The organism is Pseudomonas sp. PA1(2017), assembly GCF_001945375.1.
GTDB lineage: Bacteria > Pseudomonadota > Gammaproteobacteria > Pseudomonadales > Pseudomonadaceae > Aquipseudomonas.
In genome coordinates this window covers 949664-966137 of the sequence record NZ_MSXU01000009.1, presented here as the reverse complement: position 1 = coordinate 966137, position 16474 = coordinate 949664, and the positions used below count along the sequence as shown (strand labels likewise).

The following is a 16474-nucleotide window of genomic DNA, read 5'->3' as shown; positions in this document are numbered from 1 at the left end:
CAGCCTGGTGCCGGACGACGGTTCGCTGCTGGCCGCCGGTGCGCGTCTGCCGCTGGCCGCTCGTTTTGCCGTCGGTACCGATGGCCAGGGCGCACGCTTGATCGCCGCCGGCGAGACCCAGCGTGCCGTCACCGGCCTGCGCAACAGCTTCCATTGGCTGAGCCTGCCGGCAAACGACGGTGCCGCCCTGCAGTGGCAGGACGCCGCGGGCAGCCGCGACCTGGGCCTGCGGACTCAAGCTAACCAGCCGGGGGCTGCGTTGACCTTGAGCGGCGCCGGCAACAACCAGATCTTCGCTGAAGGCAGCAACCTGACCCTCAGCTACCAAGTCGGCGCTGCGCCGCTCTGGGTCGAGCTGCAACTGCTGAGCTTCAACGGTCAGCCGCTACAGCGCCTGCTTGTGGCCGGCCAGCAAGGCCAGTTCAGCCTGCGTCTGCCGCAGGTGAGTGTGCAGGAAAGCTACAGCCTGCGTGCCCGTGCCTACTTTGCTGGCGACTTCCACTACAGCGAGCAGCAACTGAACCTGCGTGTGGCTCCGGCCCAACAACTGCCGCAACCGGTACTCAATGGACTGCCGAGCGTGCTATTTGCCGGCAGCCAGGTGGAACTGCGCCTGACCGGCGTGGACGCTGCCCGTTATCGCCTGGCGCTGGAAGCCCTGAATGGCAGCGACCAACTGCTGGCCAGCGGCAGTGACAGCCTGTCCCTGCGCCTGCCAGCCGGCCTGAAAGAGCTGCGCGTACGTGCTCTGATCAACGATGAACTGGGCAACCAACAGGAACAGCGTTGGAGCGCGCCAGTTGTAGACAGCTGGCACCTGCAGAGCGATGCCGTGCGCGTGCCGTTCGATGTGCTGTTGCCGCAAGTGGGCAGTCAGTGGCTGGCCCGTGGTGCCGAGCTGCATGACGCCCAAGGCCTGCGTGCCCGCGTGGCGGGTGATATCGCCGCCATGGATTACCTGCAGCAGTACCTGCTGCTGAGCGTGAAGGGCTTTGGCCTGACCCTGCTGGATACCACCAACGACCTTGAGAACGCCGGCAGTCTCGCCGTGGCCGCGCCGCTGCAACACCTGGCGGTGCAGGGCGAGCGCATCCTCGCCGCCAGCGCCCGTGACCTTTACTGGTTTGATGCGGTCGGCAACCAACTGAAGGCCGCCGGCACCCAGACCCTGGGCGGCGAAGTGCGCAGCCTGTTGGCCGATGGCGACGGTTTCCTGGTTCTGACCAGCGGCCAACTGCTGCGCCTGTCCGCCAGCGGCCAAACCCAGGCCAGCTTCAATGGTGAAGGCCTGCTCAGTGTGGTGCGTGCCGGGGATTATCTGCAGGTACTGGATAACGCCGGCCGCTTGTGGCGACTGGATGCCAGCCTGAAGGGCAACTCGACCCAACTGAGCGAGGGCGCCAAGCGCCTGTTCAGCTTGCCGGGGCAGGTGCTAGCTGTGGCGCCACAACGCATTCAACTGATCGATACCGCCACCCAACAGCGCGTTGGTGCTTGGTCCTTGACGGCGCAATCGGTTGACGCCGCACATTGGGCAGGCGGTAAGCTGTGGTTGGGCGGTAGCGAAGGGCAGGTGCTGACGCCGGTGCGCGGTGCTGACGGCTACGTCAGTCTTTACGACAGCCGCACCGCCAGTACGCCAACTCGCGGCACCGTGGAAAGCGTGGCACTGCGTGATGGTCAACTGATCGTGGCTGCCGATAACTTCGGCGCTCAAGTCTTGCGTCAGGACGGTACCGGCACCTGGCAATCGAGCCTGTACCCGCAAACCGCCTTTACCCAGGCAGCCAGCCGTGTTGTCGGCAGCGGCACCACTTGGTTCCTGCTGCAAGACCAGGCCCAGCAGGTGCTGGCGCTGAACCGTAGTACCTTGGCGGCACGTAACGTATTCAGCAACGTTGCTGGCAGCGACTTGGCCGTGAGCAGCGATTACGTAGTCCTCGCCGCCGGTGGCAGTCTGCAATTGGCCGCTCTGAACGATCTAAGCAGCAAACGCAGCCTCGTCATCACTACTCAGGAAAACCTCCGTCAACTGTCGGCCCGTGGCCAACAGGCTGCCGTGCTCAGCGAAAGCGGCCGAGTGTTCCTGGTCGACCTGCGCAGCGACGTGCACAGCCCTGTACGTGAACTCAGCGCACAACTGGGCGGCGAAGTGCGGCAGTTGGCCCTCAACGGCGACTACCTGTTCTACCTGCTCGGCGACAACGCCTGGCGCTATGACCTGCGCAGCGGCCAGCGTAACCAGTTGATGACCGGCGCAAGCATCAGCCAGCTCTACCTGGCCGGCAACCTGCTGTGGCTGGAACAGCCGCAAGCCCTGGGCGTGCGCCTGGATGCCCTGGAGCCGGGTACCGGCCTGGTTGTACCAGACAGCCAACTGCTGCTGGCCCAGCGCAGCACTGCGCTGGCAGTGGAAAACAATCGCATGGCCGTGGGCCAGGGCACCCTGGGCGTGCAGGTGTTCCAGCTGCCCTACGGCCTGGGCGCCGCCGATGCCAGCGTACTTTCGCCGCTGGCCGACAGCCGCTTACTGCCGAGCCAGGCCCTGACACTCGGCCTGAATACCGATGGCCTGCGCAGCGCCGCTTTCAGCCTCAATGGCCAGCCCGTCGGCAGCATGAAGCAGGCCTCGAGTCAGACCAGCCTTCGTCTGCCGGCTAACCTGCTTGGCGGGCAGAACGTCGCCCTTAGCCTGCACAGCGAAGACGTCTTTGGTGTGGTGCGCGAGTCGGTGGCGCGGGAACTGTTCCTGATGCCGGGCGAGGGCGTGGCCAACCCGTTCACCGTCAGCCTGACCGCCGACGAACACTCCTGGCTGCCGCTACCGCTGATTGCCAGCGCGCAGATCAGCGGCAGCCAGCAGCCGCTGGCGCAAGTGGAGTTCCTGCTCTCGGCCAGCACCAACGGCCCATGGCAGCGCGTAGCCGTGCGCAAGGCCGAGCCGTTCCAGGCCAGCCTTGCGCTGGATACCAGCCTGACCGGCCAGTACATCAAAGCCCGCGCCGTGGACGTGTTTGGCAACAGCGCCGAGTCGGCTGCCAAGCGCTTCTATCGTCATCAGGACACCAAGGCCCCGACCGTCAGCCTCAGCTATGAAGGTGCTGCCGTGTTCCTCGACAGCAAGAAAGCGGTACGCGGCTACCCGATCACCATCAAAGCTCAGATGGCCGACACCGACGGCGCCCTCGACAAAGCTACTTTGACACGCAATGGTCAGGTGGTTGCCGTGGCCTTTGGCAAGAACCAACTGACTTACCAGGATGCCGCCACCGTCTTGGGCGAGCAGGTTTATAACATCGAAGTCACCGACCAGGCCGGTAACCCGGCCACGGCGGAACTGCGCGTTACCGTAGTGGACGATGGATTCGCTGAAATCACTAGTGTCTCCCTACCGGAGCAAATCATCGAGCAAAGCAGTTTTGATCTGACTGTCTCGGCCAAGGATGACGTTGGGCTCAAAGCTGTCGACCTTGTGTGGAACGGTTTTACCGACCACTACGATGTCAGCGGCCTGTCTATCAACAATCTCAGGTTCACGGTTCAGGATAAGCGTACCGAGCGTTTGTCCAGCAGCTTGTCGCTGCCGCTCAAGGTGCGCGTCACCGATAGCCGTGACCAGGTCACCGAGTCATCGAAAATCCTGCGAGTGGTGCGAGATCAGGCACCGAACCTATTGGCCCTGAACGTCACCTTGCCCAAATACGGGTCCTACGGCGGCGTGGTGCGCATGAAGCTGCACGATCTAAATTATCTTGACGACACCGGTGGCCTCAGCGTGCGCGTACTGCAGCGCGTCGGCGATGTGCGCCAGGAGCTGTTCAGTTGCCTGCGCGGCAGCAATAACTACTTCCGTTGCGCCAATCGCGACTACTGGAACAACTATGAACGTGATCTGCGCATGCCCGACAGCGCGCTGCCGAACGATCTATTCCGTATACAAGTGGAACTGACCGACCGTCTAGGCCAGCAGGTGCAGAGCCAGGACTATAACGTTGCCTTGACTCAGTCACCGAATCAGCTGACGTTCTCGGCTTCGCAAGGTGGAGACAATCCGGCCACTGTGAGCGTTCGATCACCAGCTTCTTATCGCGTGCAAGTGCTGGACGCTGCCGCCCGACCGGTACCCGAGCAGCCTGTGCAGTGGCGCCTGCGTCGCCTCAGTGATGGTTATGTGAGTTCGTTAGGCACTAGTCGAAGTGATGCCAACGGTTATGCCTCGTTGGCATTAGACACCGACCTGATCATGGGCGATTACCAGCTGTGGGCTGAGCTGCCCCAGTTCAGCCAGATTGCCCGTGCCGAGAAAAACATCAACGTGCAGGCTGGGCCCACCACCAGCTTTTTGCTCGGTTATCTGCCGGCCATGGTCGCTGGCAGCACGGTGAGTCTGAGCATTCAGGGCCAAGACTACATGGGTAACAACGTCAGCAAGGACCAGAGCAGCACGCTGCAACTGACCCTGCCGACCAGTGATTTTCATGTGCTACCCGGCAATGGCATCGAGATATCCAGTACGACCAATAACGGTCAGGCCGTCGAATATGTACGCGTCACCCTTAAGGACGGTCGCGCTCAGCTTACTTTGCGGGCAGGCCAGAGCGCGGGGCGTTTCAGCCTGCCGGTCAGTAGCAGCAGATCCATTCGCTATGTGTACAACGCTGCCGGCAGTATCTACTGCTGTATTTCTGCTCTGACCATCGATGTCGTACCGGCTGCTGCCAGCCACCTGCGCTTGGTCAACGAGCAGGGGCGTGTGCAGGCCGCCGGTGATGTGCTGACCCGCGGTGTGAAACAAGATGTGCGTCTGCAACTGATGCTGCAGGACCGTTTTGGCAACCGCATCAGTCAGCTCGATGGCCAGCCGGCCAGCATGAGCGTACCTGTACGGGTTACTGGCTCGGGTGCAATCGATGGCCAGGCGGGTAGTGCAGAAGTGGCGTTGGTGCAGGGCCAGAGTTGGCTGGCCGTCAGCAATCAGGTGTACGAAGAAGTCACTGTCAGCCTGGGCGGTCCGGTGGCGGGTTTGCCGTCGTTGAATCTGGACAGCCAATTCCGTATTAGCTTCACCGAGCAGGTTCCGGAAATTACCCGCAGTGTGATCGAAGCCGTTGCCGGCGCCGGTCTGCACGCTGTATTCGAGTACGACGAGCCGGTTCGCCTGCAAAGCGGTTATGCGATTCAACTGCTGGAGGGTACCAGCGTGCTCAACGGCAACAGCAGTTTGAGCAATGGCGGTCGCATACTGAGTTTCAACGCACAACCTGGCCTGCAACTGGGGCACTGCTATCGCTTCGATACCAGCGGTTCAGGCCTGTACGGCTTGGCGCGCAACGATAAGGTGCGCGACCAGGGCGACGAGCTGTGTGCACCCCATGCCATGTTCGATGTGGCGGGTCCTATTATGTTGCTGGCGGGACAGAAGTATCAGATCCCGATGTCTAAGACCCCGGATATCAATTGGTGGGCGGTAAGCAACGCATTTGCCGAGTTGGGTGGTCAGCGCCAGAGCTTCAACTGGTATTACGGTCCCTTACACACCATTACTGTGCCGAAGTTCTTTACTCAGGCCAACAACAGCATCGCCGACGGTGCGCTGCTGCCGCTGAACCTCAGCGCTACGCTTCCGGACGGTTTGAATAAGGCTCTAGTAATCGGCAACAAGTTGGATATCCAAGTATTCGAGCCGCTGGGCGATTTCGACGGCGACGGTCTGCGTAACCAGTTCGAGCTGGAAACTCAGGGCCTTGATCCAACACAACGCGACAGCAACAAGAATGGAATCGACGATGGTCTGGAAGACCTCGACGGCGACGGTCTAAACAACCTCGAAGAGCAGGCTGCTGGCACCAAAGCACTAGTTAGTGACACCGACGGTGATGGTTTGTCAGATGGCGCCGAGGTGCGCACGTACAAAACCAATCCGTTGCATCACGATACCGACGGCGATGGTCTCAGCGATGGCGATGAAGTCCGCAATATTCCGGCCTCTTCACCTCTGAAGAAAGACACTGACGGCGACGGTATTCCGGACGGCTTGGAGCTGCGGATGGGGCTCAATCCCAGCGATGCCTCCGACGGTGCCGGCGATAAAGACAACGACGGTCTGAGCAACGCTCGCGAAGCGTTGCTGGGTACAAACATCAATAACCCGGACACTGATGGCGACAAACTCACAGATGGCTATGAAGTTGATCAGTTGCACACCGATCCGCTGAAGAAAGACACTGATGGTGATGGCCTGCTCGACAATGAAGACCTTGAGCCGCTAGCTAAGGACATCCAGCCGCCGACCGTTACCCTGGTTAACCCTGCGCCGGGCAAACAGCTGATCAAAGGCCTTAACCTAATGATCATGCCGAATGCGCAGGACAACGGTCGGGTCACCAAGGTGTCGATCCTGCTCAACGGCGCTCAGATTGCTGTGCTGACCAGCAAGCCTTTCACCTATGCCATGACCCTGCCGACTGGTGCCGACAGTCTGCGTCTGGAGGTGCTGGCTTTCGACACCAACAACAATCAGGGCACCAGTGGTGAACAAACCTATGAACTGGTGAGCGACCCGTTGACGACTGTAGTTGGCCGTGTGCTGGACGGCAGTGGCCTTCCGGTCGCTAATGCCCAAGTACAAGTTGCTGGTAACCGCAGTAGCACGCAGGCTGACGGCAACTTTGTAATTACTGGCGTACCGGTAGTACCGGGTCAGGTGCAGGTGATCGTAAATGGCCTGGTGGGTACGTTGCCGGCAACCGCGATCTCCGCTGAAGTCGAGCCGATATGGGGCGGTACCACCGATGTGGGCACCATTGTTCTGGCCTCACAGAAGGTTCGTGTCGGCTATTTCAATACCAGTACCGGATCGGGATCTTCTTCTCAGCGGCAGATTATCGAGCGCGCCGGCTTCATTCCGGCGCAGATCACAGACCTGGCTACGTTTGACATGAGTTCGATCGAAATGTTGATGGTCGATAGCTCGCGCGAGAAATACCGCACCAGCTACTACGCCGACAACCGGGCCAAGATCTTCGCGTTCGTTGCAAATGGCGGCGTGCTGATCCTCAATGAGGAATACAATCCGTCTGGCGAAATGGTCGATCTGCCGGGGCAGCCGGCGATCGAATCGATCTACACCGACAGCTACCAGACCCAGACTCCGGAATACCGCTGGTCTGAACTCAGCGAGGGTAAGGCCGGATCCTGGTGGCAGAATCGTTATAGAACCTATGGCGGCCTGTCGTATATGCGTCGCGAGACACTGGGCGCGAATCTGGTGCCGTTGACCTATGCTGGCAATCGCCGTGAAAAGCGTGTCACCTCGCTACGCTATACATATGGTCAGGGTCAGGTGTACTTCGGTTATCAGCCTACCTATGGCTGGCGTCCAGGCGACAACGATCCACTGTTCACCATCCTGCAGCCGAATATTTTGCTGATGATGCGCGACTTGTTGCTCAAGGACAGCGATAACGATGGTCTAAAAGATCTCTATGAATACCCCAACGGCACCAGTGCCTTTGAGGCCGACCGCGATGGTGATGGCCTGCTCGATGGCTTTGAGGTCAAGTACGGTTTCAACCCGCTGGTGTCGGGCGAGCAGGATGTGGACACCGATAACGACGGTTTGAGCAACCTACGCGAACAGGAACTGGGAACCAACCCGCTGCAGCGCGACAGCGATGAAGACGGCTTGAACGATGGCGTTGAATTCGATCGCTATAACTCCGACCCGCTGATCGAAGATACCGATCTTGATGGCGTAGGTGACTATGACGAGGTTATCAACTACAAGTCCAACCCACGCAAAGTCGACAGTGACGACGATGGTCTGAGCGACTACGAAGAGGTCTACAGCTACATTACCAAGCCAAACAAGGCTGATAGCGACAACGACGGCCTGTCCGACTTTATTGAAACCAAGGGTCCTTACGAGGACATACTCAATCCGAACAATAAGGCTGATGCCGATCAGGACTACGACTTGGACGGCCTGAGCAATAAGCGCGAGATTCTCGAGACTCTGACCAATCCAAAGCTCAAGGACACCGATGGTGACGGCTTGAGCGATGGTGATGAACTGCGGGCTGGCCTTGACCCATTTGATAAGGATATGGACAAGGACGGCCTGCTGGACGGTGAAGATAGCGAGCCGCAAAGCAAAGACCTGCAGGCCCCAACGGTGGTCCTGGTGACTCCGACTGCCGGCAGTAGCCTGGTGCATGGCCAGCAGCTACGTCTGGCGGTCAGCGCCAGCGATAACGGCCGGGTGGCTGAGGTCACCTTCTATGTCAATGGCGAGCTTAGCGCTAGCTTTACCAAAGCACCGTATGAGCAAGTGATCGCGGTGCCCGAGCAGGGGAGCGAGCTGACCGTGGAAGCCCGTGCCCGGGATACCAACGGCAACGAACAACGCACCGCCGTACAGCGCTTCGCCATCGAGCCTGATGCCGGCACGCAAGTGACCGGCAGGGTGGTCGATGGTGCAGGCAACCCGGTTGTCGGTGCCCAGGTAACGTTGCTCGACAGCAACGTTGGGAGTGCAATCGAACCTGTCGGCTACAGTTTCGCGCCGCAAACGGACCTCTACCACGCCGATGAAACAGGCGATCAACTGATTGATGGAAAAGTTGGTACCGCTGGCTACGATGCCGACTTGGGCCAGGGTACGGCCTATGAATGGGTGGGTTGGAGCGCAAAACAAGCCACTGTCGAGTTCGATTTTGGCCGCACCGTGGCGATCAAGACCATCAAGATTGGCTCTACCCAGGAGTCACTAGGAAATGTGGTGTTGCCGTCGGTGGAAGTCTCGCAGCTGGTGGACGGTACCTGGGTCAGCGCCGGTACGTTGCTGGTACCGCCTAGCGAGGCCAATAACCACCATTACCTTTCGACGGAGCCCCATGCCTGGTTGGAGCTCTCCGGGCTGAATATTCGCAGTCGTTATGTCCGGGTGACGTTGAACGCCAACGGCAGCTGGATCTTTACCGATGAAATGGACTTCTTTGGCGGCGGTGGCGGAACAAACGATAATATTGCTGGCGGCACGGTTGCCACTACCGATAGCCAGGGCGTTTATGTCCTGCAAGCGGCCACGTCGGTGCTCGACCCACAAGTGCAGGCCACTGCCGTATTCGGTAAGCAGCCGGTCAATGCAACCAGCGCAGTGTTCGAGCCGGTGCGTGGCGGCGTCACCGAGATTGCCGACTTGGTGCTGGGTGCCGAAGGACGTCGTGCCCTGACACCGATCCTTGAACGGCACAAGGCCTATGACCGTCGTGAACAGGGGCCTCAGCAAACCATCAGCAACAACTATGATTGGGACTTCAACAACTACTACGGCACGGTCACTTACGGTACCAACTATGCATTCAAGAACGCTGGCTATCTGAGTACTAGCGGCTATAGCTACAGTAGCGGCGAGTCGTTTGTGTATCGACTGCGTCAGCAGGGGCGCGAATTCGATCTACCTGCCATGGTGATGGGGGCGTTGCAGGTTAGCCGTAGGATTTTCGTGCCTTCTAGCCAGAGTTATGCGCGTTATCTGGATGTGTACGAGAACAACAGCGATAGCGCCGTAACGGTACCGGTTACGCTCAGCGGCTCGTTCTACAACGAAGGGAGCCGAGTGATCACCGCGACCTCTTCCGGCGACTCGACGTTCGATGCACTTGACCGTTACCTGATCACCGATGACTCGACCGACAAGGGTGGCCGTACGGCGTCCGGCCTGCTCTTTGGTGGGCAGATGGCGGCGTTGAAACCGGCGAGCGCCAGTGGCAATGGCGATAGCTATAGGGTGACCTACAACCTGAGCGTGCCGGCGCGCAGTCGTAAAATCATCATGCATTACATGGTGCAGAACAGCAGTCGTGATGACGTCAAACGGGTTCTCGAAGCGCTTGCTGCGCCGAGCGTGGACGAACCGAACCTGACCATCGAGGAGCAGCGTGACATCGTGAACTGGACCACCCTGATCGACTCCGATCTGGATGGTATCGCCGACGTCGATGAAGTCTTGCTGGGTCTGGATCCGCTCAAGGCTGACAGTGATGGCGACGGCCTCAACGACGGCTTCGAGCGTCGCTATGGCTTCGATCCGAAGGCCGATGACGGCCAGGCGCAACTCGATACCGACGGCGATGGTCTGACCAACCTGCAGGAACAGGGAGCCGGCAGCAATCCGCGTGAGCGCGACACCGACGGTGACGGTCTGAGCGACGGCGATGAAGTGTTCGTTCATCGCACCAGCCCGTTGAGTCGTGACTCCGATTTGGATGGCCTGACCGATCCAGACGAGCTCAAAGGTAGTACCGACCCTAGCCTGGCCGATAGCGATGGCGACGGCCTATCTGATTATGCTGAACTCCATGTCTACGGTACCGATCCATTGCAGGTCGACAGCGACAACGACGGCATACCCGACAAGTTCGAGGTCGACTACAACCTAAAAGATGTTTTGGCCAGTGATGATGGCGATAACGATGGTCTGACCAACCTTGAGGAGTTCCTAGCGGGCACTAAACCGGATAATGCTGACACTGACAACGACGGCCTGCTCGATGGGTGGGAAGTCAAAGGCCTGCCATCGAGCGATCCACTCAAGGTGGATGGCGATGATGGTGAGCGTCGTGACATCAACGAGCGTTTTGTCGATGGCACCGATCCGAAACTGGCGAGCGATGACCGTTCGAATACTAGTGGCTATCACCAGCTTTATGATGTCAATGGGCGCTATTGGAACTTCTCTTATAATGGCTACGTCAACTACACCACTGGCGCCGCTGTCAACTCCAATGGCAATGGGGCATTCAGGCTGTACGTCGACGGTAAATCCTTTGACTATCGGTGGTACGAAGCCACGACCACGGCCAACGGCCGGGAGTACCACTACGAAGCACATCGTTTCAATAATCTAGTGGTTAGCCGTCGCGTATTGGTGCCGGGCTCCGGCGCAGCCTATGTGCGTTATCTGGAAATCATAGACAACCCGACGGCTGAGGAACAGGTCGCTAACATTCGTCTGGATTCCAGCTACGGAGCCAATAACGACTATCAAGTTGCGGCATTGACCAGCAGTGGCGACAGCCAGCTGACCGTTGCCGATGACTACCTCGTATTACGTGACACCGGCTCATCTTCCCGGCCAATACTGCTGCATGTGTTGGCAGGCAATGAGCAGCGTCATCAGGGCACAAGCTTTGCCTCGCAGTGGGGCCGTAACTGGCAGGCCGAGTATCAAGTTCGTATTCCAGCGGGCGAGCGTCGGGTGATCATGCATTTCGCTACGCTGGAAGGTTCTAATGATGCCGCAATGGCCACCGGTGCCAAACTGCGCGGTTTGAAAGGCTTGGGGCTGGATAATCTGGACTTGGCCCTGGCGAGCAAAGTAGTGAACTTCCATGCCTTCTACGACCAGGACGGCGATGGTCTGAGCGATGTCGACGAGATTCGTCTGGGCACAGGGGTCAACAACTCGGACAGCGATGGCGACGGTATTCCAGATGGCCAAGATAGCGAGCCGTTGGTATCAGACACCACTGCACCGAACGTTAGCTTTGAAAAACTGCCGAATGTCCGTCATTTCGCTGGCGAGTCATTAGATGTTACAGCGATGATTAATGATAACGGCATCGTCAAGCAGGTCGAGCTACTGCAGGATGGTGAGCTGCGTGAGACACGCTTCGTGGGTGGGCGCCAGACCTTCAGTGTGATCTTGCCGAATGCTGTGAGCACTCTGTTGCAACTGCGTGCCATCGATAGCAATAACAACGTAAGCACCACCGAGCTACGCTTAACTATGGACGAAGTGCCGACTCTGAGTTTCGCCGGCCGAGTGGTTGATAAACTCGGCCAGCCAGTGGCGGATGCCCGAGTGCTGATAAACGATGTGCAAGGCGTCACGGATACCGATGGCCGCTACAGCCTGAGCGGTGTGGTCACCACTGAGTCACGGGTGACTGTCAGCGCCTCGACGATGTTCGGTGCTCAACGCATGGTTGCGACGGCGCAAGCCGAAGTGCCTGGAGACAGCGTTGTAATCGATGTGCCAGCGTTGGTGCTATATGCCGAAGGCCGTCGCACTACTGGGCTGATCAGAGAAAGCGAGCTGAGCTATGAAGGTGATGTGAATACGCCAGTGACACTTATCGGCAACGGTTATCTATGGGATATCCAGGGCGATGGGCACATCCACTCGGGTAGTGACGGAGCTTACAACAACGGTCAATACATCTCGCGCGTCTGGTACCAAGCTAACTGGTCAGAGCAAGGTAAATTGCGTCTGGATGGTCGTGAGTTGACGCTGCCGATGCAGGATGTCCATAACGGACTACGTGCTGGTCGCAAGGTATATGTACCTGCAGATCAAAGTTACGCTCGTTTCCTTGAGCTGCTTGAGAACTCTTCCGACGTCGAAATGACTGTTCCGGTGGAGCTCCATGGCAACTTGGGGTCAGGCAACGCCACGCAGATCATCAATACTTCGTCCGGCGACAGCACTTTTGATAGCGAGGATTATTACTTACTGACTGACGATGAACAGGATAACGGTCAAATACCTGCAATCGGGCACCTTTTCGACGGTGCTAGCTCTGGGTGGAAGGCGAGAGACGTCTGGCTGGAAGATGGCAGTTATTCTGTTCAACTCCAAGTCACGCTGCCCCCGCACAGTCGCAAGGTGTTGATGCATTACGCTGTGCAGAACAGCAGTCGTGCTGAAGTCCAGCGTGTTCTCAACATGCTTAGCTCTCCGGACTTCGTCGAGGTTGGCCTGACTGTCGAAGAACGTGAGCAACTGGTCAACTGGCAGCAGCAGGTGGACAGCGACAAAGACGGCATGCCGGACGCTGATGAAATTCCATTGGGTCTGAATCCGAACAATGGCGACTGGGATAACGACGGTATCCCAGATGGTCAGGATGACGAGCCGAAAGTGCCTGACACCAAGGCCCCGGTTATTCAGTTCGGTGAGCAGGACGGTCCGTTCTACGCCGGCGAAAGTACCTGGTTCTGGGCCTATGTGACCGATAACGGTCTGATCACAAGTGTTGAGTTGTGGCAGGACGGTGTGCAGGTTGAAAGTGGAAACGTGGGGGGGGAACTAGAGTTTGAAGTCAACCTCCCGGTGGACGCCGGCCACACCGAGCTGGAACTACGTGCCACCGACAGCAACGGCAACAGCACCCGCGAGCGTGTCAAGCTACCGCTGCAAAAGGCACCACCAAGTCGATTTGCTGGGCGCGTGGTCAATGAGCTTGGCCGCCCGGTTGCCGGTGCAGCGGTACGTATGCGTATTGATGCCGAGGATCAGGCGTATGGCCAGGATATGGTTTACACCAATGCCGACGGTCGTTTCGAGACCGATAAATTCGATCCGCAGCGATCACAAAGCTGGCGCCTGCTGGTAACTAAAGCGTTGTCGGACGAGACGGTGTCTTTTGAACTGCCGGTGTCCGTCATCGAGCGCGGTGTAAGCGACGTCGGTGATGTCCGATTGCGTGTCGATGAGCGCTACGTGGCGCCGATCGAGCCGCAGGGTACGGCTTATGACAGTGACAACGTCGAGTTCCAGGCCACCTTGCCGGTCGGTTTCGCCCTAGCCAACAAGCCGCTGACTGTTTACCCGAGAGAACAGCGCTTGGTCATTGGTGATATCGATATGGTGCCGTTGCAGGGCAACTTCTTCACCGATAACGCTGAGCGCAGCTTCTACATCGATCAGCAGGAAGACCGCTGGGTGTTCTCCTGGACCGGTTGGATGCCATCGTGGAACATTAGTAGCTCTGATCAGACGCGTATTGATATGCAAGTCATCCTGCACCGTGATGGCCGTATCGAAGTGCGCTATTACGCACTATCCGAAACCGGCTGGAACTGGACGCAGAGTTACGTGCGCTTTGGTCAGTACTGGCTGAGTCAGAACGTCGACTTCAGCGAACTTCGTGGCCGGGTCCTGCCTCGTAATCAGCACATGTCCGAAAGCTTCTATAGCCAGCCGGACCTTGTCGGTAGCGCCATCACCTACGTGCCAAGCACTGCCGACGGATACCTGGTGCAGATTGGCCGCTTACCAGGACGTCACGACAGCGATGGTGATGGTCTGTCCGACCTTAACGAAATGTTGCTGGGTACTGATGTGCACAACCCGGACACCGACGGCGATCTGTTGTGGGACGGTTTCGAGTTGTACAGCCGCTTCGACCCGTTGACCAACGAAACCGGTATCGCCCAGCAAGACCCGGATGACGACGGTCTGACCAACCTGGAAGAGCAGCAGAATGGCACCGACCCGCATGTGCCCGACACTGACGGTGATGGGCTAAGCGATGGTGCCGAAGTGCATCAACATCGCAGCGATCCTACTTTGCGTGATGGTGATGGTGACGGCCTTGAGGATGCTTATGAACTGGAGATCGGCACCGATCCTCTCAAGGCAGACACCGATGGTGACGGACTGCTGGACAGCGAGGAGTTGCGAAATACTTCCACGGATCCGCTGAAGGCCGACACCAACGGTAATGGTCTGTCGGACAGGTTCGAGTGGCTCTACGGCATCAGCGATCCTGACGGAGACAACGACAGTGATGGCCTGAGCAACTTGGAGGAGTTCAAGTCCGGCACTGATCCAAACCGTATTGACACCGATGAAGATGGTTTACCGGACAAGTTCGAGGTGGCGACCTTCGGCAGCGTAGCGGCAACTACTTTTGATAGCGATGGCGGTGGCCGTGGTGACGGTGATGAATTGTTTGTTGACGGCACTGACCCAGCGAATAAGCGTGATGACGTTGAGCAACTGCGCGACGATAGTAGTGTGACCCTGAGTACCGAGGCCGGGCCACTGGTTAGGGTGCAACGCGATGGACGGATTAGCTTCAAGGAACCCGGTACGGACCAGCAGATTCTTCTTAACGAAGGCTTGCGTCTGGATAACTATTGGTTCAATAACAGCAGCGGTGGTGAAGTCCAGTCGCGCGCCTTGGCGGTGCAAGTGCAGGGTGCTAAAGGCCGTGGTTTGAGCCAGGTAGCTGGGGAAACCATTTGGCGCACGCCCTTGCAGGCAGTGAGCGCAACGATGGCCATCAGCCGCGAGTACTATGTGCCATCTTCGGGCCGTGGGTTTGTTCGGGTTCTGGATCGCTTCTTCAACTTCAGCGACCAAGAGCAGGCCGTCGAGCCACGTCTATTCAACAACCGCATTTACACCGGTTACCCCTACAGCCTGACCACGTCTAGCGGCGACGACCATCTAGCGACCGATGACGGCTGGATGCGCATGCAAAAAGGTACGTACGAGGGAGACCCCAGCATGCGCGTCAGCCTGCTCAATGTGTTTGCTGACAAGGCCGGACGCAAGTCCCTGAGTGCTGACATGCTGTATTACGAAAACTACAGCCAATGGACCATTGGTTATTACTTCAAGGTGCCGGCCAACGAGCACCGCGTGGTGATGAATTTCATCGCTTTGGAACAGGGCGACAGCCCGAGCAGCGATATCGCCGCCGTGCTGCAAGGTCTGAAGGAAAACGCTCTGTACGGCATCTCTGCCGACGACCGCGCACGTCTAGTCAACTTCACCGCGTGTGCCGATGCTGACAAGGATTTGCTGTGTGACAGCGAGGAGGCGGCCGTCGGCACCCAGAGCAATAACCCCGATACTGACGGCGACCGCTTCAGTGATGAACTGGAAGTACGCTTGGGCAGCAATCCTAAAGATAAATTGTCGACGCCAGACTTCGCCGTCTACAGCCTGCGAGATGTTGCCAGCCAGACCGCGTTGTTTACTCAGGCCGGGTTCAGCGGCAGCCCGACTGAGCTCAAACGTTTTCAACCACTGGCGGCCCTAGACTTCGATGGCAACGGCAACCTGCTACTAGCCAAGGCTAGCAAGGACGAATTTGCCTTTATGCCTTTCGATGTCGCAACTCTTACATTAGGCAAAGTTCCAGACGACATATCTCTGGAAGCTCCCGTGCTAGATAGCACTGTGGTGGCTTCGCATCCGGTACGTCTGCACCTGGTTGATCGTTTCCAAGGAAGCAGTGAAGTGGCAATACCGACCCTCAGTGTTGTCAGTGAAGGCCAGTGGGATAAGACCACTCTGCATGAAGAACTTGCTGTTTTGGACTGCGGTACTGGCCTTACAGAGTGGAATGGTGCACTGCTATTGCTGAACGATTGCGCCTTAACTAGTCATTCGAAGTACACCGATGCGCCACTAGTGACCTTGAACTTCGCCACCGAATTCGCTGAAGCACCAAAAGTGCTAGCTATAGACGCCGCGCCGCAGATAAATGCCGTACTGGCCTCGGTTGAAGACACCTTCGAGGGCAGCAAGCGTCGCAGCCTCGGTCTGATCGATATGAAAACCGGAAAAGTCACCCGTGTCGGCGCTATGCCAACTGACGCAAAAGGCTTGTCGGTGAAGTTCCGAGACTTCCAGAATGAGCCAGGATGGCTATTTGATATGCCTCAGTCTTGA

1 protein-coding gene (only partly in view) is annotated in these 16474 nt (G+C 58.1%); it reads left to right on the top strand.

Annotated elements, in window-relative coordinates; all coding sequences use genetic code 11:
• Window positions 1–16474: the 3' end of an Ig-like domain-containing protein gene (locus BVH01_RS11445; protein WP_139317823.1), read on the top strand. 24050 nt of this gene lie to the left of the window's left edge; the window shows 16474 of its 40524 coding nt (coding positions 24051–40524); its start codon lies beyond the left edge, outside the window; the stop codon is at window positions 16472–16474.